Source organism: Priestia sp. SIMBA_032, assembly GCF_046535215.1.
In the GTDB taxonomy this organism is placed as follows: domain Bacteria; phylum Bacillota; class Bacilli; order Bacillales; family Bacillaceae_H; genus Priestia; species Priestia aryabhattai.
Map to the genome: position 1 here is coordinate 65726 of NZ_JAWRXD010000012.1, position 21164 is coordinate 86889.

The following is a 21164-nucleotide window of genomic DNA, read 5'->3' on the forward strand; positions in this document are numbered from 1 at the left end:
ACGCATTTACTCTTTCCCTGTCGGAAGAACAATCTTAAACAATGCCCCTCCCGTCTCTTTATTATCGGCTGTGATGCTTCCTCCGTGGTTTTTCACAATGGAATGAGCAATGTAAAGACCTAGCCCCAAGTTTCCGTGGCCGCTTGTTCTTGACGCATCTTCTCGGTAAAACTTTTTAAACAGCTGTTCTTTGTTCGATAGCGTAAAACCAGGTCCCGTATCATGTATTTCAAAGATTACTTCGTTGTGATGAATGACGGTCTTCCAAGCTATCTCTCCTCGTTCAGGCGTGTAGCGAATACAGTTTGTGATGATATTATCTAATACTTGAGAAATGCGCTGAGGATCTCCGTAAAATTGATTGGATGCATCTTCTACACTAATTGAAGATAAAAAGGTAATCTCTTTTTTTTGACATAAAAGCTGAAACTCGTCCGCTTTTTCATGAACAAATGTGTAGATATCAATAGGTTCCCGTTTTACGGTAAAGCCCGGGTTTTCTATGATAGATACTTCTTGCAGCTGATTTAATAGTTGAATCGAACGCTGTGTATTTGTGTAGATCGTATGTAAATATCGATTAAGCCTCTCCGGGTCTTTTTTGCTTCCTTCTACTAAAATTTCGGTGTGACCGTGAATAATCGTAAGAGGCGTTCGTAAATCATGCGCAATCGCAGCCGTCATATCTTTGCGGTCTTCTTCTAGCTGCCACTGTTTAGATAGCGATTGCTTTAATTCTTTTCGCATTTCTTCAAAGGCATGTAGCAGCTGACTTAATTCTTTTGCGTCTTGAGTGACGGACAGCGAAAAATCTAAATTATTATGCTGAATATTTTTGGCTGCGGTCATCAGCTCATTAAAAGGCCGTTCAATTTTTTTGCTAAATCGTCTTCCAAACAAATAAGCAAACAAATAAAAGTAAAGAAACGGGCTGGCTAACGATAAAAACGTTACAAGCGCAACAATCCATTTAATATTTGGATTAGCCGAAGCCACATTTAATTGATATCTTAAAGCAATCGCCCCGTTTACTTCGTCTTTTGAATTAAAAAGCGGATAGACTTTTATAATATATTTACCTGAATGAATATTTGTATTGACCTGAGAATAAAGATCCCGTTTATTTTTTATGTATGAAGTGGACATGGACCCATACACGATTTGTCCTTCTTTATTTATAATTTGATAATCCATTCCTTCTAGCGGAATAACCGCTTCTACTTGGCTTTGAACATCTTTCGAAAGAAGCGCATCATCTCTTTTATTCACAAACTGCAAAATATCAGGAATTTGTTTTTCATAATAATTTGCTGGATTCAGTGCTCCAGGCATAAGAAACCAGTTCACTAAGATGACAATTCCCCACGTTAAAAGCGTCGCAAGCAGGCTGTACAGCAAGATCAAATGAAAGGATAAAACAAACTGCGCTTTTAACGTCGCCCGGTTCATCCATTTTTTTATTTTACCCATTTGTAGCCAATGCCCCAAACGGTCGAGATATAAGATGTTTCGTCATATTTTAATAGTTTGGCTCTAATTTTCTTCACGTGTTCTGTAATCGTAGATGAATCTCCTTCGGCGTCGTAGCCCCACACTTTTTCATACAGCTGTTCGCGTGTAAACACCTGACCTGGATGAAGAGCGAGGAAATGAATAATCTCAAATTCTCTCGAAGTAAACGGAATTACTTCATTGTTATGTAAAATTTGATAGCCGTTTAAATCAATGGTTAGCTCTCCAAAGTGAAGCCTGTTATAGGAATTGCTGCTAATTCTCTGCTCACGGCGCAGATGGGCGTAAATCCGGGCTTTTAGTTCTTTCATACTGAAAGGTTTAACTAAATAATCATCTCCACCGACCAATAGTCCTCTTACTCTGTCCTGCTCCGTTTGCTTGGCGCTTAAAAAGATAATGGGAGACGATATGCTTTTTCGGATCATCTCACAAAGTGCAAAGCCGTCCATGCCTGGCATCATCACATCCAGCACAATTAAATCTGGATTTATCTTTAACTTTTTTAAGGCTTCCTGCCCTTCGTAAGCAAACATCACCTCATATCCTTCATCTTGCAGCGCATCTTTCATAAAGGAAATAATATCTTTTTCGTCGTCCACTAGTAAAATTGTTTGATTCATCTCCAGCTCACCCTACCCATTCCTTCTTTTTCCATACGAATAGGTTTATTATAAAGCTAATAAGTAAAATTGGAAATAATAGGTTCACTAAAAATTCAGAGTTTGGCCTGCTTAATTCATGAAAAACAGAATCGGTTACGGAGAAAAAGAAGCTTAGTTTATCTGACACATACACACTTCCAATTAAAGCACCAATAGTTGCTACGTAAGATAAAATGGAATTAGGCATAAGAACACTCAGGATACTCCCGATACTAATAACCGCTATAAAGATGCAAAAACAAATGCCGTAAAATTTCAGCGAATATAGTAACGCCCATAAAGTCCCTAGCGTATGTCCGCCTAAAAACGTTGTTTCATTTACATAAGGCATAACCATTCTTCCAAGACAAGTCCCCACCAACCACGTAATACAAAGAATAATAAAAACTAGTAAACATTGAACGACCCATTTTACAAAAAACAGCTTCACACGATGGTGCGGTCGAATCAGTACCATGCGCAGCGCTCCCGATGTGTACTCGCTGTTAAAGCTATCTGCCACAAACATCGGAATGACAATAAACGTAATGGCAAAGGATAGGTCTCGAAGAAGCAGCGGTGCTGAATTTAAAGAATCAATTTTCACGTCATGAGCCGCATCAAAAAACGAAATGCCTCCCCTTTGAAAGAAAAAGAACCAGCTAAAAGCAAGTAACCCTGTGTACACACCTAGTACCACCGCCGTTTTCTTTCGTTTAAACGTTCGCTCTAATTCACTGATAAAAAGTCCTGTCATCATGTCTTCTCTCCTTTTATAAAAATGATTCTTTTTTTCGAATCGCTACATACGTTAAACCGCTAAAAAATAAAATATAAAAACCTAAAACGCCAAAATTCCACCCTACAAACTGCGGTTTTTCTGCCATCATGACTGTGATCCCCTGCCATTGAATCATCGGTACTGAAGTAAAAAATAGCTGTCCAAAAAGCTCTTCACTCATCCACTGCCTAAATCCTCTTAATAAAGCCGGATACGAAAACGAGATCATTATAAAAGCAACACCAATTCCAACAGCCGTAGTGGTCGTTTTGCTGATAACAGAGATAAAAAACAGCACACAGCATATCGCAACAGTCGTTAAATAGGCATATCCATAGAATGAAAGATTATATACTAGCGCTTCTTTTATGTTGAAAGCATGACTGTGATAAAACACAAAGTAGGTTTGCGGATGTTCAAACATTAGAAAGCCTATCGCATAGCTCATACAAAAATACGTAATAAAAAAAAGTAAATTAAACAGCAGAAGCACTGCAGCTTTCGCTAGGATGATTTCTTTAAACGAATACGATCGTATCATAACCATTCGCAGCTGTCCTGACCGGTACTCGCCGGTAACAACGAGCGTAATAAAAACTAAGAACATAGCATTAAAAACGGTAAATAACATTTCGGCTAAGCTCAGTACAGGAAAGTTTCCCGCAAACGTATACTGTGGTAAATCGACTGTGAGTGCTCCGTTTTCTTTTTGAAGATAGGATGAAGCAGCTAACAGCACCACCGGCACTAATAGAAAGGTCAGCCACGCCACTTTTCTTTTCCAAAGTCTTTCCCACTCCGCTACTAACAGCTCCTTCATTGTGACACCAGCTCTACAAACGCATCTTCCAGATTTTTACCGGATGCTAACTGGTCCAGAGCGCCGTCCCATATTAGCTCTCCTTCTCTCATCACAACGATTTGATCACATACTCGCTGTAATTCATCCAGCAAATGACTAGAAATCAGAATCGTTTTGTTATAGTCGCGTTTTAAGGTAAAAAGCAGCTCGCGCAGTTCACGTACGCCCATTGGATCTAAGCCGTTGGCTGGCTCATCTAGTATTAATAAGTACGGGTCGCCTAAGAGCGCTTGGGCAATTCCGAGCCTTTGCTTCATTCCAAGAGAATACGTTCGAACTTTATCGTTTTCTCTGCCGGTTAATCCCACAATATCAAGCACTTCTTTTACTTTTTGTTGCCTTTCTTGCTTGGTGTGAAATGAATGCAGTCGAGCTAAATTTGTCAGGTTTTCTTTTCCCGTCATATAAGGAAAAAAGATGGGCGACTCCACAATTGCACCAACGTTTTGCAGCGCTTCTTTTCTTTGTGAAACAATATGTTTATTATTAATAAAAACTTCTCCCCCGGTTGGTTTAATCAACCCCGTCAATAAACGAATTAACGTCGTTTTACCAGCTCCGTTTGGCCCTAGCAGTCCACATATTTCCCCTTCGTTAATTTGAAACGAGACTTCTTTTACTAAGTGACGGCGTCTTACTTTTTTTGAAATGCTTTTTACGTCTAAAATGATATTTTTCATATTAAATCCCCCCTACACGTAGTATAGGAGGAATTTATAAAGAATTTATAAAGTTTTTAAAAATTATTGTACAGGCTTTTTAGCTACGATATAGGATACCACTGCGAATAAAAGCAAAAACACGGATAAAAACAAATAGCCCGCACCTTCAAAACCTCTTACCTCTACATAACCAATCTAAAAAAGAATAGCGGCAGCCATAACGGTTAGCATTGAAGGAAGCATTCTAATGACTTTGTTCCACTTCATCTTTCTGAACAGCCAAGTTACGAGGATTACAAGTACACCTGGCAGCAGTGCAATAAGTAAAGGACCGCCTATCATCATAATCTATCAACCTCTCTAAATCCTCGTCATTTACCTATAATAAAAATAATAAGCTTACGGTTCAGAAATGCTATTTGCAATTGCTAATAAAAAAATTAAACCAGAAAGCAACACAAAAAAGATACTGTTTGCGATAATGCTGAACCACACAACGCTCGGCTTCTTCGTTCGAATGCCTAAAACTAACGCTACAATAAAACCAACGTCTATCGCAAAAAACAGCCATAGCAGAATGGTCAAATCACCGGTTTCACTTGGGAAAATTGAATTTTGGGGAAGCAGCCGATTTGCAAAAAATACAAAAAACGCGGCTACCAGCAAAATAACGGTTAATACAATCGATTTATTTTCTTTTGATATACTCATTTCAAATACCCTCCTAACTAAAGAAAATAATACCATATATTATTAAATAGAAATATACAGATTCCATAGTCTCAACATCAAAAAGAAAAAAGAACATAGATTTTTACTAACGGGTTCTTTTCAAAGGTGCAAAATTTAATTTCATACTGCATTTTCAAGTAGGTTCTGATATCTTTCGTTGTTGATTCACTTTATTAAACTGTTAGGGAGTTTTGTTGAAAAAGTTGTAAATTTAACATTCTAAAGTAAGAGCATTTCTTTGGATTGAGAAATGGTTTTTATTTTATTTAAAATTAAAAGGATATTTCGATAACAACAATAATATAATAAAAAACGATAATATTTTATTGTAAAACGATAAATCGTATGTTAAATTCGTATTATCATTAAAATAAGTGAGGTGTTTTTTATGAATGTTAAACGAGGCTCTACCACTTTCTTAAAGGTAATAATTTTTCTGATTGGAATTGCAGTGCTTGCCGCATGCATATTTTTGTTGCCTGAAGCAGCCAGAAGAGATGCTATAGAGCGTCCTGGTGATTATTCGTTATATCCACTGTTGATATGTACATATGGAATATGTATTACATTTTCTTTGGCCTGTTATCAAGCTTTTAAACTTTTAACCTATATCGAGAAGAATAACGCTTTCTCTGAGTTATCTCTTCAATCTTTGAAGGTAATAAAAAAATGCACTTTTACTGTCATTTTGTTTATTTTGTTAGCAATAGTTTATTTAAGAGCGCATGCTCAATTCACGGGTGATGATGCAGCAGGTCCAATATCTCTAGGTCTAATGGGCATCTTGGCAACAAGCATCATCGCAGCCATTGTGGATGTGTTTCAAAAACCTATAAAGAATGTTATGGATTTACAGACAAAAAACAATTAATATTTTGAAATATAGAAGAGGTGTTTTTATGAAGATAGCAACCACATTATTTTTGAAGATAGCAGTTATTCTAATTGGAATTCTAGTTCTCACTTTGTGCATATTTCTGGTTCCTGAACTGGCAGTTGCGGTAGCGGAGTTCTTAGGTATTCATTCCATAAAATATATCATTTTCATCCTTTTATATGGAGGAACATTACCTTTTTACTTCGCCCTTTATCAAGCTGTTAAACTGTTGAGTTATATTGACAAGAACATTGCTTTCTCCGAATTGTCTGTTCGAATTTTAATGAGCATCAAATACTGTGCCATTTCTATCTGTAGTTTGCACGTCTTAGGTTTGCCCATTTATTATCTCGTGGCAGATAAAGACGATGCCCCAGGTCTCATTTTTGTTGGAATGGTTATTCCTTTTGCTTCGTTGGTTATCGCAGTTTTTGCTGCTGTTCTCCAAAGGCTTTTGCAAGAAGCAATTAACATAAAATCAGAAAATGATTTAACGGTCTGAGGTGTAGGATATGGCAATTATTATTAATATTGATGTGATGTTAGCAAAACGAAAAATGAGCGTAACGGAGCTTTCAGAGAGGGTTGGAATTACTATGGCGAATCTTTCCATCCTGAAAAATGGGAAAGCAAAAGCGGTTCGTTTTTCAACATTAGAAGCAATATGTAAGACTTTGGATTGTCAGCCAGGCGATATTTTAGAGTACAAAAGCGACGAAGAGAATTAATAATAAAAGACAACAAATTTCTTCAACCATGAGAATTAGGTAGTGAAATTAAAATGAAGGGGCAGCTTAATTGCTGGCCCTTCTCTGCTTTTATTGATTTATCTAATTAGAGAAATCGACTGAGAATTATATTAATATTGGTAACAAAAAGTGTGATGCGATTTGAAATGTTTGCCCCTCAAAAGGGAACACTTTAGATTTTTCTACGTCCTCTTTATTATTCATTTGGTACATACTCTAAAATGTCCTAATGATTTATAAACGTTAATCCCAAAAAAGGTTCAAATCATCTGCGATTTGAACCTAAAATAACTATGCTCATTTAATTAATAATCATTATACGAAAAAGACGACTTTTTCTAGTGACTGTATCACTGGAGGTATTTAGGGTTTGGTTTAGAATGGTGCTTAATTTCTTCAAATATATCTGAAGAAGGGTTAGACGACACTTTGTTATGTAGATCTTGCGCAGGTACTCTAGTTTGAGAAAAAGATGGCATATATAATTCCATTAACTGTTTAAAGTCACCTACAGTCAACGGTTTTGCATCTTCTTGAAGTTCGTACCCTAGCTGTCCATTTGGTTCAATTGTTGCAGTTTTAATATCTTTTATAGTTGATATGCCTGCATTTCGTAATCTCATTTCTAATTGATCAGCGGTTAAACGTAATTTTTTAAGCTGCTTAGTATCTAATTGACCATTATTTATAACGATTTTAGATTTACCTGTCAGAAATTTTTCAAACCCATTAAACTTTAATTGTAAGTACTCTAAAACTAAAATAGCAAGAACAAATATAGCTGCCCCGCCGATCGCTTTTAACATACTTTTTTCAACAATGGGCTGCACGATGATGGTACCTAGAGAAAGCATAACGACCGTTTGAGCGAGCGTCATTTGAGCAATCGATTTTCTCCCCGCTATTCTTAGTAATAATATTCCCGATAAAATCAAGATTACAGATTGCCAAATAAAATTCATAATATCATCCTTTTTATTACAGTTTGCTTTTAGAGTAGGCATCTGAAAGCAAATTATTCATGTATCAAAAATTCCGTTTGCACTCCTCATACCCTAAAGACAGAATCTATAGGCTTTCTAAAAAACGAATAAACTTTTTAAGACTTTGCGAGCGCTGCTTCCCTTTCTTTACTACAAAATCAATTTGAACGTCTTCTGCAAGCTCTTGATATTGAATGCTTTTCATATCACCACGAGAATTTACTACGCTAGCTGGGACTACACTTATTCCAAGCCCATCACGAACGCCTTGTAAAATAGCTTCTAATGAATCAAATTCCATCATGTTAGCTTTATGTGTATGATGTTCTTTTGAAAACGCTACTAGTCTGTTTCTATAGATGCAGTTTCCATCACTATTGATGAGTAGCGTTGGTTGATCTTTTTCTACTCTAGCTTCATATAGAGGTGAGATGAGTACTATCTTTTCTGCATAGCGATAAACCGTTTCAAACTGCGCTTTGTTATAAGTACCACTAAGAAAAAGGCCATCAATTTCTCCGTACGAAAGCATTTCTTGTAAGACTTGTTTTCTATCTGTTTTGATTTTAACTTCAATATCCCGATGTTCTTTCAAAAAAGACGAAAATAAAGCTGGAACTTTACTAGCAGAAACTGTTTGGGAAGCACCAATGATTAAAGATTTTCTAAACTTATTCGGATTAACTTCTGCCTTAGCTTCCTCCATTAACAGTAAAATACGCTGGGCATAGTTAAACAAAGCTTCTCCTTCATCCGTTAACGTAACTCCTCTATTTGTACGTGTCAGTAATTTAGTATCTAACTCTTCCTCTAATTTTTTCATTCGCTGGCTGATATGCGGCTGAACATATCCTAATACCTCCGCAGCTTTTGATAATGATTTTTCTTCTGCCACACATTTAAAAATTCGTAAGTCTTGGCTTTCCAATTTCAATTCCTCCGTTGATATCATTTTAAATGATATCTCTCTTAGTATTACCTATTATATCCTTTTTCCCATCGAAGATATAATAAAAGATGTTAAGAGAAAGGAAGGTTTATAGAAATGATCGACTTTAAAAATAAAGTATTTATTATTACGGGCGGCGGCACTGGCGTAGGTAAAGCAACGGCTTTAAAGCTAGCTGACATGGGTGCGAAACTTGTTATCAACTACAGCAACTCAGAAACAGAAGCGAAAAAAGTTGTGGAGGAGATTACTGAAAAAGGAGGCATCACGTTTGCTTTTAAAGCGAACGTAGCCAACGAGCACGAAGTGAATGAAATGATTCATCAAACGATTACACAATTCGAACGGTTAGATGGATTACTGAATAATGCTAGTATTACAGCTCAAATCCCGATGAATGACTTAGAGTCTGCAACTGATGAAGTATGGGACTCCTTATATGATGTAAACGTAAAAGGCATGTTTCACTGTGTAAAAGCAGCCGTTCCACATATGAAAAAGCAAAAGTCAGGGGCGATTGTTAATGTAGGAAGTGTTGCGGGTACAACTGGAATCGGATCTTCTATTCCCTACGCAGCGACAAAAGCAGCGATTCATACAATGACTAAGTCGTTAGCGATTGCACTAGCACCCCATATTCGAGTAAACTGCATCTCTCCTGGTGCGGTCGACACAAGATGGTGGGCTGGCAACGAAGATAAAATGTATCAGCTTGCAGGCAATCTACCTCTTCAGCGCATTTCTTCTCCTGAAGATATCGCAGATGCCATCTTGTTTCAGCTAAAGCAAGAGTCCGTGACGGGCCAAGTATTTACGATTGATAACGGGCAAACTCTTTAAGCATATGCGAATATTCCTAAAAACAAACCCCACTACTAGCAAGTAATAGTAGCGGGGTTATAACAAGCACCGTGCTATTGATTTTATTGCTCTTTCCCCAAGGAGAACCCTTTAAACAGCCGGCCTCCATGTGGTGCTAACACTTTATCCACCAGTTGAATCACTTTATCTTTACTCCCTGTTTTATAAAAGGTATCAAATGCCTCTACAAACTCTTTACTAAAGCGTTCATTATAGTCATTCAAAGACCTGACAATCCATTTAGAATCCCCGATCCAATGACCGTTTGTTCTTAAAACAAATTCGTGCGTTATGTAAGCGATCGTGTTAGCAATAAAAAGTGATTCACCTTTATTTGAAGAACCAATTAAATCATCTAAGGCATCGCTTATAAAATACCTTTTTAATCTAATCGTCTCTTCCGACCATTTTTCAGGGCCTTTTTCAAGTAAGTGTTTTGCTTCTTTTTTTATAGACTGCACTACTCCTTTATCGGCTAAAATAATTCCCTCGGAAATCATTCTTGGCAGTGACGGTCTAGCCCTCTTACAGTCGCTTTTAAAAAAGGCTTGGTATGAAGTCAGATTATGAGCAAAAACTTCAATTGCCCATCCAAATTCAATGAGGGACTCCCTAAAAGAAGAAATAAGACTATCATCGAAAATAACAAGATCGAGGTCGGAAGTGCGCGTAGCTTCTCCTCTCACCACGCTTCCAGCGAGCAATGCGCCTTGACAGTTAGGGTAATGTTTAAAAATGAATTGTGTAGCTGCTTGCAGCGGTTCTAACCTTTTTAGCTCTTTCATCATATTCCTCCAGAAAACAATATATATTATTTTTCTGGTTAGAACGTGGAAATCCCTTTAAATTAAAAGCTAAGCGTTTGTTTTAATGACTCAATAGAAGTTCGAACCCCTGCTTCAACTGACATTGTTAAATCTTCCATTTCTAAAGAAACTTCTTCATCATAGCCCATCATCTTAACAACAGAGAAAAACTCTTTCCACCACTGTAAATCCTGTCCACAGCCTACGGCCACGTAATTCCAGGCTCTATTTGCGACATCCGTCACTTCTTTTGTTTCCATTACTCCGTTCACTCCTGATAGATGTCTCTCAAGGCGCACGTCTTTTCCATGCACATGGTGAATGGCTGCTCCTAGTTCTCTAGCTGACAAAATAGGATCTGCGCCCATCCAAATTAAGTGGCTTGGGTCTAAATTTAATCCTACGATAGGTCCCACCGCATGCCGAAGTTTAAATAATGTTTCAGGGTTATAGACTAATTGAGAGCTGAAGTTTTCAAGAGCGATTTTTTCGATACCGCAGGCTTCAGCTTTCTTAACGAGCTCTTTCCAGTAGGGGATGGCTACTTCATTCCATTGATAATCTAAAATCTCTTTTAACACTGGTGGCCAACTTACTGTATACGTAATCCAGTTTGGAATCTTGTCTTCAGGACTTCCAGCTGGTAATCCGCTCATCATGATTACTTTCTTTACACCTAATAATTTGGCCAGCTCAAACGTTTTATCTGTTACTTCCCGATGTTCTCTTCCCAGTTCACCTGGATCTAAAGGATTGCCAGAACAGTTTAACGCACAAAGCTTGATGTTACGCTTTTCTAATGCATGTAAAAATTCACTTCTTTTATCATTATTTTCTACTAATTCATCTAGTCTCAAATGAGGTGCTGGCGACCAACCCCCTGTGGTCATTTCAATCGTATTGATTCCCATCTCTGTGATTACATCTAACATTTCTTCAAAAGGTAAATGTCCTAAACTGTCTGTTACATAAGATAATTTCATTGTCTTCTCCTCCTAAAATACCGTCTGCAGCTTTTAATCTCAACAAGCTAAAAAACAGAGATTGTAAACGCTTTTATTTAACTTTAATAAAGTATAGCTGTTATTATATAATCTTGGATCTTAATCGTCTTTGTTTTAAAAAGACTGCTTTTTATCTTTTGAGGACATGTTTGAATCCTCATTAATTTTATTTCATAAAAAATAACTCTCCTCTGCTCGGGACACATGTAAGCAAAGAAGAGTTGACTAATCTTTATATGCAGTTGTTTTTAATTTTGTATATAGATTACGAAAACGTCCTGGTGAGCTGCGCATCGAAGCAGTAAAAACACGCGTAAAGTAGTGAACGTCAGGAAACCCTGTTTCTTGAGCAATATCTGTAATCGATAAATCTGTTGTTTTGAGCAGTATTGCAGCTCTTTGAATTCTTTCATTTTGTACATATTCCGAGTAGCTGACACCTAATTCAGTTTTAAAGAGACGAGACAGATGACGGCTAGATAGATGTAAATGAGTCGCTGTATCCGTAAGTTTAATAGAATTGGCTAGATTGTCTTTAATGTATAATTTTGCAAGATTAAGGGTCAAAGAAGATGTCTTTTGAACAGCTTTCTCATGATGGTAATTTGAAGACAAAACAAACGTGTTTATGAGCGAAAGAAGAAGAGAATGAGCTAAATTTGTCAGTATTTCTTCAAAAAAGGCATCTTCACTTTTTGTTGCGTGATTCAAAAGAGACTTCCAAATTAACGGAGCAGTTCCATCTTCTTTTATATCTATCACTACTTCAGAACATCGTTTGGCTTCTTCTATTAGTGTGATCCACTTTTCAGCTGATTCTGATTCAACCAGTTCAAAGCCTACATACAAAAGAAAAAGACCAGTATCGCTTTTTATGTGGTGTAATACCCCGGGCCTTGAAAGGAATATTGTATTTTCTTTTACCGGATAGGGACGCCCGTCGTCTATGTAAGTTCCTTGTCCTTCAAGCACGTAACACACCTCAAAGAAAGAATGTTTGTGAGGGACATTATCATAGTGCTTAGGCATAACTCCCCAATAATGAACATGAAAAGACATTCCGTTTCCTTGTGTACGATGGACACGTTCATTTAAAGAAATTTTCCCCGCGATAAGATTAGCTGTCACATTCTCCACCTCCTTCTTATCTGAAGGAACCTATAATTTATAAGAAATTTCAGAATTTAAATCCCATTAAAATATGATCATGATTGATGACGATGACCAGCCGTTTTATGTCTGACAGCTTAACTAGTTATCGGAGAAGGTTTTATTTCTTTAATTGTTTTTACGATAAACACAGGGACGGGCAGAAGGCTGAGTTTTCCTAATGAAGTAATGATGCGAATGTACTTCATTTCACCTTCCACATCAATTTCATCTCCGATATTCCAGCATTCCATTGATTTTTGACTAAGAACAGGAATGATTTTCAGCACATCGCCATCAAAGGAGATGTTATCTTTCACCTCTAAAAAAGACAGGTGATCCATTCTTTTATAGTGATGCTTTGGATATGTTCTTTTTTTGAATACTGTTCCCTTAATCCTCACTAAAGTCACCTTCTCTTTTTTATCAGAGTGTTCCTTCCGCTTTGCTATAAACAAGAGAAGACAAAGATGATGGTCTCTCTTGTTTACTTCTCAGCAAAAAACCTCATAGCATAGCGTTTAAACAGCACTAGTTAATTTTCTTAGCTGAGCCTTCAAGCTGGATAAAATTTTTCACTGTAGTTTTACTTCCGCAAGACTCGCGTACGATTAGTTCATCTTTTAATACAAACTTTTTTTGTTCTAACGCTTTTCCGCTCATTAATCCAAGCAGTAATTCCATCGCTTTTTTTCCAATTTCATATTTAGGCTGCTCAATCGTTGTAATATGAGGTTCAATGATATCCGACATTTTTGAGTTATCAAACCCCACTACAGCTATATCTTCAGGCACTTTTAACCCGCTGTCTTTTGCGGCTTTTATCGCTCCGATCGCCATTTCATCGTTAAAAACAAATACGGAAGTTGGCCGTTGTTCTAACGATAATAAGCGAATCATTTGATGATAACCGGACTCTAAGCTAAAGTCTCCTTCTTGAATAAAAGCGGAATCCACGGGTAAATCGTGGCTAATCATCGCTTGGCGGTACCCTTTTAATCGATCACGGCTTAAGATAACATTCATAGGACCAGTAATATGCGCAATTTTGGTATGTCCAAGGCTTATTAAATGCTCCGTTATTTTTCGCGCCCCGCTAATATTATCAATAGATACGGTAGAAATATCTAAGCCATCAATGTATTCGCACGCAAGAACCGTAGGGAACTGTCTGGAGACTTGTTCAATTCTGTCTTTATCCATGCGGGCTGTTAAAAGGATCATGCCGTCCGCTTGCTTTTGGAATAATAAATCAACAAACTCTCCTTCTCGCTCAATGTCATTTTCTGTATCTCCTAAAATTACTCGGTAGCCGCTTTTAATGGCCGTATGCTGAATTCCTTTAAGAACTTCAGAAAAAAACGGGTGGGTAATATCAGGAACCACTACTAAAATGGTTTTTGTTTCTTTTTTTCTGAACTGTCTTGCGATGATATGGGGCTGATAATTTAATTCTTCAATGGCTTTTAAAACTTTTTCCTGCGTTTCTTTGCTTACTAGGTGGGGCTGACTAAGAACTCGCGAGACAGTAGCTGGAGCTACATTAGCTAGTTTGGCCACATCACTCATTTTAACTGACATACGTTCACTCACCTTTATCTGTAGTAATTAACATTTTATAATAAAAAGTTCTATCCGTTTTGCATCTATCTTTATTATACATTACTAGCATAATAAAGCCTCTCTTTATCATCATGATGGAAGCCGAATAGAACAATTAAGACTATTTTAAACTAGCTATGCCCACAAGTTCTGATCTTCTTTCAAGCATAAACCATGAAAAGTGATGCAAAACATATCTTTTTATGCTTCGCATCACTTCGGTAGATCACGTTAAACGTTTAAGCCTTCTTTGATCTTTAATCCTTCTCTAATTGACTTTAACGTTACTTCGTTTGACCATTCTGGTCGATCAGGGTAGGCAAATACAGAGTTTGTTACGATGCCGTCAAATTTAATTTCTCTTAATTTGCGATACAGTGCGTCAAAATCAATTTCTCCTTCACCAGGATTTAAATGCTGGTGAATCGTTACCTTTGCATCAGGCGGATTTACAATATAGCGCAGTCCAAACGCTGCTTTATGGTTAAGCGTATCAGCAATCAGAACGTGTGCAAGCAAATCACCTGCTTCATCAATATGCTTTGCTACATCGCCGATGCCATCGTCATAAAAGAAAGCATGAGGAACAGAATAAACTAATTTAATCCAGTCTTTGTCCAGCGCCCGAATCATTGCAATAGCTTCTGTGTTTAACTCAATAAAATCATTTGGATGCGATTGAAGGTTAAGCTTAATTCCTTCTTTTTCAAAAATCGGCATCAGCTCTTCCATCGATTTAACAAAAGCCGCTTCGCTTTCAACAGGCCGGCTCTTGTCGCCGCTGAACTCACTGTTCATTAAATCTACTTCCAGCTCAGAAGTAATTTCGATTGTACGCTTCCAGTTCCTTACTGCCGCTTCACGTTCCTGCTCATTTGGTGAAGACCACTGCTGCACCGGAAGCACAGAAGAAATTTTCACTCCAGCATCGGCACAGTATCTTTTTAAGTCTTTTATACGCTGTTTATCAACTTTTGGGTATTCATAAAACCAAATAAAATCTTTGCGCGGAGATAACTCTACGTATTCATAACCTAATCTTGCAACTGTATCAATCGTATCTTTTAAACTTGTATTATCACGGTAATGTGACGGATCATATGCTAAACGCAATTTAAAGCTCCCCTTTCTTTTATGCACACTAGACGTGCCCATCCCCCAGTATTTTAATGTGGTCCATGAGTAAGCTGTTTCATAAACAGAACGTTCGTACGCTTACATTTTGCCTGCTGCGGTTAACGTTTTATGATAGAAATCAGGACGCTCGCCTAACGAAATTGGAACAATATTTCCTGATTTTTTTGCTTCTAAGCAAGCATCTGAAGTAACGGCCGCAACATAACCGTCCCAAGCAGTTGGTCCATTTACTTCGCCTTTAAGCGTTGAAACAATCCAGTCTTGCAGCTCTGTATCATAAGAGTCAATGAATCGATCTTTCCAATCTACTAAAATCTCAGTAGATTTTTTTGCTTCACTGCGTAACACGACGCTTGAAGGCTCAGGTAAATTAGCGATTCCTGTTTCTCCTACTACTTGACATTGAATATCATAGCCGTACTGGCAGTTTACAAAGACCTCAGCATCAATTCGAACGCCTTGCTTTGTTTCAAGCAGCACCATGATTGGATCTTGCAAATGTTCAAGCGCCTTGCTCGTTTTTCGCGGTGCCACAATTTGAACAGATACATAATCGTCATTTAATAACCAGCGCAAAACGTCAATTTCATGGATGAACGTATCAACGATTGACATATCGCCTGTATATGTATCAGGTACCGTAGGATTTCTGTGTGCGCAGTGAACCATTAATGCTTCACCAATTTGTCCGCTTTCAATCACTTTCTTTAAAGCGCGATACCCTGTGTCATAGCGGCGCATATAGCCAACTTGCACCAATGGCTTGCCGTGTGTAATTTCAGCATCAACGATTCTTTTGCAGCCTTCTGCCGTTGTAGCAAGCGGCTTTTCGCAAAATACAGGTTTTCCGGCTTGAATGGCTGCCAGCACAAATTCCTCATGCGTTGGTCCCCAAGAAGTAACAACAACTGCATCTACATCTTCCGACTTAATCAGCTCATGTCCGTCATCATAAATAGCGGCATCTAAGTTTTGATTTTTTACAACAGCTTTTGCTTGTTCTTGATTTACATCCGTAACCGCAACGATTTTGCCGCCTGATAACGTATTTGTAATTCTTCTAATATGATCTTGTCCGATTGCTCCTGTTCCAATAACACCAATTTTCAACACCATAATCTATGGCCTCCTTTAATATGTGAGCTTTAAAAATGGAAATAGATGCTTGCTTCCATACGTTTTATTTTGCTTTAAAAACTTTATATGACGCTTCTTTGTTATCCCATGCCGCTGCAAAAACAGTAGCGGTTAACCCTAAGGCTGCTGCAAAAAAGAAGCCTGCTTTAAGTCCCATCCAAGAATTTAATATTCCTGCAACAAAAGGACCTCCGAATATTCCTAACGCATACAGCGCTTGGTAGCCTCCCATCGCCGTAGCTCTTTTTTCTGCACCTATTTTTTCAATAGACATTCCTAGCATAAGAGGAAATACTAATCCTAATGAAAACCCGTTCACGCTTTGAATGATACAAAGCAACAGTTTATTTTCTGTCATAGGAATCATACAGGTAAAGAATGCAGCCAGAAAAAAAGCGGCCTTTAAGATGCTCCATTTTCCAAAGCGCCAAACAAATAGCTTTTCCATAATAAGAGGAGCAGCTGCATGAGGGATCATAAAGGAAAAGACAATCAAACTCAGCTCGCTCTCTTTAAATCCTGCGCTTAATGCGTACACAGGAGTAAAACCAAACATGGTCGTGAAAATAAGGCTATGTGCTAGAATAGACAGCAGCGAAATTTTTAATAGCGACGGCTCTTTTATTACGCTCATTAATTCTTTAAGCTTTATAGGCGATCTCTTTACGTTCTCTTTGGGCTCGTAAATGAAAAGAGAAAGAACAGCGCCTATGACACTCAAGATCGTCCCTATCCAAAACGGAGCGTGCCATCCCCACTCACTTACAATGTAACCGCTTAAACTCATACCCAAAAGCTGAGCCAAAACTACTATAAACGAAATGATATTCATAGCCCGAGTCGTTTTTTCACGTTCAAAGTAGCTTGAATATAAAATCGTAAAGGCAACCCACGTTGCAGCTGCCAATCCAGCCAAGCAGCGTGATATAAACACCCCTATTAAGCTATCGGTCAACGAAAATAGCAGGCAGCTTGACATGCTGGCTATCATGCCGAAGATAACAAACGGTTTTCTCATTTGCACAAAGTCTGAAAAGATCCCGAGCGGAAGGCGACATAATAGCTGCATGAGTCCATAGCTGCTTAACACTAAACCAATAAAGGCATACTTGCCTCCCAGCCCTTCCATATAAGGAGACAAAATAGGTACGTAAATAAACTGCGAGAACCAAAAGATAAATGAAACGGCTGCAAAAAGATACTTATCTTTGACGGTACGTATAGCACTCAACTAATCACTTCCATTTTGTTACTGCGAAAAAAACGACTTTTATTTTTTTATACGATTGTACTACGGGGTACTAGCAAATGTCGCTAGTATCCCATAGTACGATAAGTGAATTCTTAGTAGCGTGCCGTAACCATTTTCTTTCTTGTGTAAAACTCTACGCCGTCCGTGCCGTTGGCATGAAGATCGCCGTAGAAAGAGTCTTTCCAGCCTGAGAATGGGAAGAACGCCATAGGTGCCGGCACCCCTACGTTCACTCCTAGCATGCCTGACTCGATATTTTCACGGAACTCGCGTACGCTTGCGCCGCTGTCTGTATAGATGCAAGCTCCGTTTGCGAATCGAGAGTTATTGGCAATGTCAATGGCTTCTTCTAACGTTTTTACACGCACGATAGAAAGCACCGGTGCAAAGATTTCGTCTTGCCAGATTCTCATTTCTTGTGTAACGTTATCAAAAATAGTGGGTCCAACAAAATAGCCGTTCTCTTTTACCGCATGATCTTCACGGCCGTCACGAACTAAGCGAGCTCCTTCTTCTACGCCAGATTCAATATAGCTAAGCGTACGTTCTTTATGGTTTTCACGAATCACTGGTCCTAAGAAAACATCTTTTTCTAATCCGTTTCCAATGACGATGTTGTTTGACTCTTGAACAAGTCGTGAAATTAATTCATCTGCCACTCCTTCTTGCACTGTTACGACAGATGCTGCCATACAGCGTTCACCTGCTGAACCGAAAGCAGCTCCGATAATTTGTTTTGTTGCTACGTTTAAATCTGCATCGTTTAATACGATTGAGTGGTTTTTAGCACCCGCTAATGCTTGAACACGCTTTAAGTTTTCCGTACCCTTTTTATACACATATTCAGCTACTGGCTGTGAACCTACAAACGAAATTGCTTTCACTAATTTATGTTCAAGAAGGCCATTTACCACATCATGCGCGCCGTTGACAATGTTTAATACGCCTTTTGGCAATCCAGCTTCTTCAAATAATTCTACTAATCTTGCTGCTAAAAGCGGCGTGCGCTCAGACGGCTTTAATACAAATGTATTACCGCAAGCAATTGCCAGAGGGAACATCCAGCAAGGAACCATCATCGGGAAGTTGAACGGCGTGATCCCGCCAATAACACCGATTGGATAGCGATACATGCCAGACTCAATGCCCGTTGCAATATCAGGGAGCTGTTTTCCCATCATTAACGTAGGAGCACCCGCTGCGAATTCTACACATTCAATTCCGCGCTGTACTTCTCCGCGCGCTTCATTAAAGCTTTTTCCGTTTTCAAGCGTCACAAGTTTCGCTAATTCGTCCCAGTTATCTACTAATAGCTGCTGATATTTAAATAGAATACGCGCACGTTTTGGCACCGCAGTTTTTGCCCATCCTTTGAAGGCTTCATTCGCAGCTTGTACCGCTTGATCTACATCTGCTTTTGTTGAAAGAGGAACCTCTGCAATGACTTCACCCGTTGCAGGATTATAAACTGGTTCTGTCAGACTTGTAGATGAATCCACCCATTCGCCGCCAATATAGTTTTTTACTGTTTTTACTGTTGTTTGTGTCATGTTCATTCTCCTCTCAATTTTTGATTACGCTTGCTGCAGTACTTCTTCAGCTGTTTCCATAAACTGCTTAATTTCTTCTACCGTTGGCATTGCATCTGAAGAACTGTGTTTTGATATAACGATGGAAGCAGAAGCACCGCCAAATCTCATCGCTTCAGGAATTGTAAACCCTTGCATTAACCCGTAGATAAAAGCAGATGCGTAGGAGTCGCCAGCTCCAAATGTTTTAAGCACTTTTGTTTTAAAGATGCCTCCTCGATGAGACTGGCCGTCTTTTGTATAAGCAATCGAGCCTTCCCCTCCGTGCTTGATGACAACAATCTTAGCGTGATGAGAAAACCATCGTTCAGCTGTAACTTGGTCATTTGATTCTTCATAATTTAAAAGCTTTTCCATCATATCGAATTCTTCTCGCGTACCGATAATCACGTCTGATTTTTCTGCCGCTAAATTATAGTAGACGGCCGTTTCAGCTTCTGATTCCCACGTATACGGACGGTAGTCGACATCAAAGAATACAACTACGCTATGTTTTCTCGCGTATTCAAGAGCAAGAAACACGGCTTCTCTTGAAGGACTTTTAGCAAGAGCAGTTCCAGAGATAAGCAGCGCTTTTGATTGCTTAATATACTCTTCAGAAACTTCTGTTGGATGGAGCTTCAAGTCTGCCACATTATCACGGTACATCAGGATGCTGCACTCTTCAGGACTTTTAATTTCAGTAAAGGCCAGCCCCGTTACGGCTCCTGTTTGATCAACTACAATGCCTTCTGTGTTAATGTTATTTTGGTTTAAATATCTAGTGCTGAAGCGGCCCATTTGATCGTTTGACACTTTTCCAATAAAGCCTGTCTTCATTCCAAGCCTAGAAAGACCAATAGCGATATTAGCAGGAGATCCTCCTACGTATTTTGTAAACGTCATCGTTTCTTCCATCGGGCGATTAAATTCATTTGCATTTAAGTCGATGCAAAGCCTTCCTACTGCAAGAAGGTCAAATCGCTTTTGTGAATCAAATGTTAAATAACTCATACTCACATCGTCTCCTTACTTTAATGCTAATTTTTCTTCCATAATCCATTCATGATCTTTGCTATTATTAAATTTCCATGTTCGCACAGGACCAGCCATGACGTTTAAATAATAAACTTCATAACCTGGAGGAGCAGATACCGGGTGATAGCCTTTAGGAACTAAGACTGCATCTCCATCTTTAATGACCATTGTTTCATCTAGAGATTGATCGTCCGTATATACTCGTTGAATCGCAAATCCATGTCCTGGGTTGACTTTATGGTAATACGTTTCCTCTAAATACGATTCATGCGGCAAGTTGTCTTGATCGTGCTTATGAGGAGGATAGCTTGACCAGTTTCCTTCCGGCGTAAACACTTCCACTACCAGCAGACTATCGGCCGGCTTTTGTTCTGGAAGAATGTTATGGACTTGTCTCGCGATATTTCCTGCTCCGCGATGCTCTACGCCCACATCCTGCGGTGCAATTAAACGAGCAGGGTATGTACCTTTTCCAGGCGCTGCGCATACCGCAATTTCCAAGTCGGTTACAGCTTCTACTTCATAGTGATCATCATTCGATACATATACGGAGTACGGAGGGATTTTTTCAAAGATATTCATTCGCTGTCCGATGTTTTCCCATTTTTCTTCTTTCGTAGAAACGTTGGACTTACCGGTCAAGATTACAATACAAACCTCTTGATTTTCCGTGTTCTTTTTAAGTGTTTGACCTTTTTTTAATGAGTAAACGTCAAAGCCAATGTACTCCCATCCCGCAGATTTCGGCGTGATGCTTAGTACGTTTCCATCACTGTCAGCTGTTCTTGTCGGTACGATTAAATCAGCCATTCCTTTCCACACCTTTCTATTTCTTGTTTTTTAACGGTTTATACTAGGG

The 21164-nt window shown here is 38.6% G+C and carries 24 protein-coding genes; 4 read left to right on the plus strand and 20 right to left on the minus strand.

Annotated features, from left to right (window positions below):
- Nucleotides 1-6: 6 nt before the first annotated feature.
- The 7 genes from SB717_RS24690 to SB717_RS24720 all read right to left on the minus strand — a co-directional run bounded on the left by SB717_RS24690 (nucleotide 7) and on the right by SB717_RS24720 (nucleotide 5172).
- Entirely contained in the window at nucleotides 7-1470 is a 1464-nt protein-coding gene (locus SB717_RS24690; protein ID WP_251533845.1) for a sensor histidine kinase, read from the minus strand.
- Nucleotides 1458-2135: a response regulator transcription factor gene (locus SB717_RS24695; RefSeq protein ID WP_410905045.1), complete on the minus strand. Its 678-nt coding sequence runs from the start codon at nucleotides 2133-2135 to the stop codon at nucleotides 1458-1460. The genes SB717_RS24690 and SB717_RS24695 overlap by 13 nt, the downstream gene beginning before the upstream one ends.
- 7 nt (nucleotides 2136-2142) lie before the next feature.
- Nucleotides 2143-2916: an ABC transporter permease gene (locus SB717_RS24700; protein ID WP_410905047.1), complete on the minus strand. Its 774-nt coding sequence runs from the start codon at nucleotides 2914-2916 to the stop codon at nucleotides 2143-2145.
- A 13-nt stretch (nucleotides 2917-2929) separates the two neighbouring features.
- Entirely contained in the window at nucleotides 2930-3757 is an 828-nt protein-coding gene (locus SB717_RS24705; protein WP_410905049.1) for an ABC transporter permease, read from the minus strand.
- Nucleotides 3754-4479, minus strand: a complete 726-nt coding sequence (locus SB717_RS24710; RefSeq protein ID WP_410905051.1) for an ABC transporter ATP-binding protein — start codon at nucleotides 4477-4479, stop codon at nucleotides 3754-3756. Before SB717_RS24710 ends, SB717_RS24705 begins: the two co-directional genes overlap by 4 nt.
- A 177-nt stretch (nucleotides 4480-4656) precedes the next feature.
- Nucleotides 4657-4806, minus strand: a complete 150-nt coding sequence (locus tag SB717_RS24715) for a hypothetical protein (protein WP_312036104.1) — start codon at nucleotides 4804-4806, stop codon at nucleotides 4657-4659.
- Between the two features lie 54 nt (nucleotides 4807-4860).
- Nucleotides 4861-5172 (minus strand): hypothetical protein, encoded by a 312-nt coding sequence (locus SB717_RS24720; RefSeq protein ID WP_029715104.1) that lies wholly within the window; start codon nucleotides 5170-5172, stop codon nucleotides 4861-4863.
- A 409-nt stretch (nucleotides 5173-5581) separates the two neighbouring features.
- On the opposite strand from SB717_RS24720, the gene SB717_RS24725 reads away from it, so the two are divergent.
- From SB717_RS24725 to SB717_RS24735, 3 genes are read left to right on the plus strand one after another with little or no spacing between them, the layout of a single operon-like run.
- Nucleotides 5582-6064 carry a DUF2975 domain-containing protein gene (locus SB717_RS24725; RefSeq protein WP_074679673.1) on the plus strand — a complete coding sequence of 161 codons (483 nt, stop codon included), beginning with the start codon at nucleotides 5582-5584 and terminating at the stop codon, nucleotides 6062-6064.
- A 28-nt stretch (nucleotides 6065-6092) separates the two neighbouring features.
- A complete protein-coding gene (locus SB717_RS24730; protein WP_074679671.1) occupies nucleotides 6093-6572 on the plus strand; it encodes a DUF2975 domain-containing protein in 480 nt (159 codons plus the stop codon).
- Nucleotides 6573-6582: 10 nt separating this feature from the next.
- Nucleotides 6583-6798, plus strand: a complete 216-nt coding sequence (locus tag SB717_RS24735) for a helix-turn-helix domain-containing protein (RefSeq protein ID WP_029714934.1) — start codon at nucleotides 6583-6585, stop codon at nucleotides 6796-6798.
- Nucleotides 6799-7169: 371 nt separating this feature from the next.
- On the opposite strand, the gene SB717_RS24740 is transcribed toward SB717_RS24735, so the two are convergent.
- Together SB717_RS24740 and SB717_RS24745 are read right to left on the minus strand one after the other, a co-directional pair.
- Nucleotides 7170-7781 (minus strand): DUF421 domain-containing protein, encoded by a 612-nt coding sequence (locus SB717_RS24740; RefSeq protein WP_410905054.1) that lies wholly within the window; start codon nucleotides 7779-7781, stop codon nucleotides 7170-7172.
- A 106-nt stretch (nucleotides 7782-7887) separates the two neighbouring features.
- Nucleotides 7888-8730: a LysR family transcriptional regulator gene (locus SB717_RS24745; protein WP_410905056.1), complete on the minus strand. Its 843-nt coding sequence runs from the start codon at nucleotides 8728-8730 to the stop codon at nucleotides 7888-7890.
- Nucleotides 8731-8847: 117 nt separating this feature from the next.
- Between SB717_RS24745 and SB717_RS24750 the strand changes: the two genes are divergently transcribed.
- Nucleotides 8848-9591 carry an SDR family NAD(P)-dependent oxidoreductase gene (locus SB717_RS24750; protein ID WP_410905058.1) on the plus strand — a complete coding sequence of 248 codons (744 nt, stop codon included), beginning with the start codon at nucleotides 8848-8850 and terminating at the stop codon, nucleotides 9589-9591.
- Between the two features lie 83 nt (nucleotides 9592-9674).
- On the opposite strand, the gene SB717_RS24755 is transcribed toward SB717_RS24750, so the two are convergent.
- The 11 genes from SB717_RS24755 to iolB all read right to left on the minus strand — a co-directional run bounded on the left by SB717_RS24755 (nucleotide 9675) and on the right by iolB (nucleotide 21115).
- On the minus strand, nucleotides 9675-10397 hold the full coding sequence (locus tag SB717_RS24755) for a nucleotidyltransferase domain-containing protein (protein ID WP_410905060.1): 723 nt from the start codon (nucleotides 10395-10397) through the stop codon (nucleotides 9675-9677).
- Nucleotides 10398-10459: 62 nt separating this feature from the next.
- Entirely contained in the window at nucleotides 10460-11401 is a 942-nt protein-coding gene (locus tag SB717_RS24760) for a sugar phosphate isomerase/epimerase family protein (RefSeq protein ID WP_410905062.1), read from the minus strand.
- Between the two features lie 246 nt (nucleotides 11402-11647).
- Complete coding sequence (locus SB717_RS24765; protein ID WP_410905064.1) at nucleotides 11648-12550, minus strand: AraC family transcriptional regulator; 903 nt, start codon at nucleotides 12548-12550, stop codon at nucleotides 11648-11650.
- Nucleotides 12551-12669: 119 nt separating this feature from the next.
- Nucleotides 12670-12975, minus strand: a complete 306-nt coding sequence (locus SB717_RS24770; protein WP_045290888.1) for a hypothetical protein — start codon at nucleotides 12973-12975, stop codon at nucleotides 12670-12672.
- A gap of 127 nt (nucleotides 12976-13102) precedes the next feature.
- Nucleotides 13103-14152, minus strand: a complete 1050-nt coding sequence (locus SB717_RS24775; RefSeq protein WP_013084165.1) for a LacI family DNA-binding transcriptional regulator — start codon at nucleotides 14150-14152, stop codon at nucleotides 13103-13105.
- A 252-nt stretch (nucleotides 14153-14404) separates the two neighbouring features.
- Entirely contained in the window at nucleotides 14405-15286 is an 882-nt protein-coding gene (locus SB717_RS24780) for a sugar phosphate isomerase/epimerase family protein (RefSeq protein ID WP_410905067.1), read from the minus strand.
- A 102-nt stretch (nucleotides 15287-15388) separates the two neighbouring features.
- Entirely contained in the window at nucleotides 15389-16426 is a 1038-nt protein-coding gene (gene iolG / locus SB717_RS24785) for a bifunctional inositol 2-dehydrogenase/D-chiro-inositol 1-dehydrogenase (RefSeq protein ID WP_410905069.1), read from the minus strand.
- 64 nt (nucleotides 16427-16490) lie between these two features.
- The gene (locus SB717_RS24790) at nucleotides 16491-17678 is read right to left on the minus strand and encodes an MFS transporter (RefSeq protein ID WP_074679653.1); all 1188 of its coding nucleotides are present in this window, start codon (nucleotides 17676-17678) and stop codon (nucleotides 16491-16493) included.
- 113 nt (nucleotides 17679-17791) lie between these two features.
- Nucleotides 17792-19249, minus strand: a complete 1458-nt coding sequence (locus tag SB717_RS24795) for a CoA-acylating methylmalonate-semialdehyde dehydrogenase (RefSeq protein WP_410905071.1) — start codon at nucleotides 19247-19249, stop codon at nucleotides 17792-17794.
- 24 nt (nucleotides 19250-19273) lie between these two features.
- A complete protein-coding gene (iolC, locus tag SB717_RS24800) occupies nucleotides 19274-20281 on the minus strand; it encodes a 5-dehydro-2-deoxygluconokinase (RefSeq protein ID WP_074679652.1) in 1008 nt (335 codons plus the stop codon).
- A gap of 15 nt (nucleotides 20282-20296) precedes the next feature.
- Nucleotides 20297-21115 carry a 5-deoxy-glucuronate isomerase gene (iolB, locus tag SB717_RS24805; RefSeq protein ID WP_410905073.1) on the minus strand — a complete coding sequence of 273 codons (819 nt, stop codon included), beginning with the start codon at nucleotides 21113-21115 and terminating at the stop codon, nucleotides 20297-20299.
- Between the last annotated feature and the right edge of the window lie 49 nt (nucleotides 21116-21164).

Bases quoted from the DNA above. Each gene is read 5' to 3' on its own strand.
- SB717_RS24710 (WP_410905051.1), bottom strand. From the start codon at position 4,479: ATGAAAAATATCATTTTAGACGTAAAAAGCATTTCAAAAAAAGTAAGA.
- SB717_RS24760 (WP_410905062.1), bottom strand. From the start codon at position 11,401: ATGAAATTATCTTATGTAACAGACAGTTTAGGACATTTACCTTTTGAA.
- SB717_RS24755 (WP_410905060.1), bottom strand. From the start codon at position 10,397: ATGAAAGAGCTAAAAAGGTTAGAACCGCTGCAAGCAGCTACACAATTC.
- iolB (WP_410905073.1), bottom strand. From the start codon at position 21,115: ATGGCTGATTTAATCGTACCGACAAGAACAGCTGACAGTGATGGAAAC.
- iolC (WP_074679652.1), bottom strand. From the start codon at position 20,281: ATGAGTTATTTAACATTTGATTCACAAAAGCGATTTGACCTTCTTGCA.
- SB717_RS24725 (WP_074679673.1), top strand. From the start codon at position 5,582: ATGAATGTTAAACGAGGCTCTACCACTTTCTTAAAGGTAATAATTTTT.
- SB717_RS24700 (WP_410905047.1), bottom strand. From the start codon at position 2,916: ATGATGACAGGACTTTTTATCAGTGAATTAGAGCGAACGTTTAAACGA.
- SB717_RS24720 (WP_029715104.1), bottom strand. From the start codon at position 5,172: ATGAGTATATCAAAAGAAAATAAATCGATTGTATTAACCGTTATTTTG.
- SB717_RS24795 (WP_410905071.1), bottom strand. From the start codon at position 19,249: ATGACACAAACAACAGTAAAAACAGTAAAAAACTATATTGGCGGCGAA.
- iolG (WP_410905069.1), bottom strand. From the start codon at position 16,426: ATGGTGTTGAAAATTGGTGTTATTGGAACAGGAGCAATCGGACAAGAT.
- SB717_RS24715 (WP_312036104.1), bottom strand. From the start codon at position 4,806: ATGATGATAGGCGGTCCTTTACTTATTGCACTGCTGCCAGGTGTACTT.
- SB717_RS24740 (WP_410905054.1), bottom strand. From the start codon at position 7,781: ATGAATTTTATTTGGCAATCTGTAATCTTGATTTTATCGGGAATATTA.
- SB717_RS24775 (WP_013084165.1), bottom strand. From the start codon at position 14,152: ATGTCAGTTAAAATGAGTGATGTGGCCAAACTAGCTAATGTAGCTCCA.
- SB717_RS24750 (WP_410905058.1), top strand. From the start codon at position 8,848: ATGATCGACTTTAAAAATAAAGTATTTATTATTACGGGCGGCGGCACT.
- SB717_RS24735 (WP_029714934.1), top strand. From the start codon at position 6,583: ATGGCAATTATTATTAATATTGATGTGATGTTAGCAAAACGAAAAATG.
- SB717_RS24695 (WP_410905045.1), bottom strand. From the start codon at position 2,135: ATGAATCAAACAATTTTACTAGTGGACGACGAAAAAGATATTATTTCC.
- SB717_RS24705 (WP_410905049.1), bottom strand. From the start codon at position 3,757: ATGAAGGAGCTGTTAGTAGCGGAGTGGGAAAGACTTTGGAAAAGAAAA.
- SB717_RS24690 (WP_251533845.1), bottom strand. From the start codon at position 1,470: ATGGGTAAAATAAAAAAATGGATGAACCGGGCGACGTTAAAAGCGCAG.
- SB717_RS24730 (WP_074679671.1), top strand. From the start codon at position 6,093: ATGAAGATAGCAACCACATTATTTTTGAAGATAGCAGTTATTCTAATT.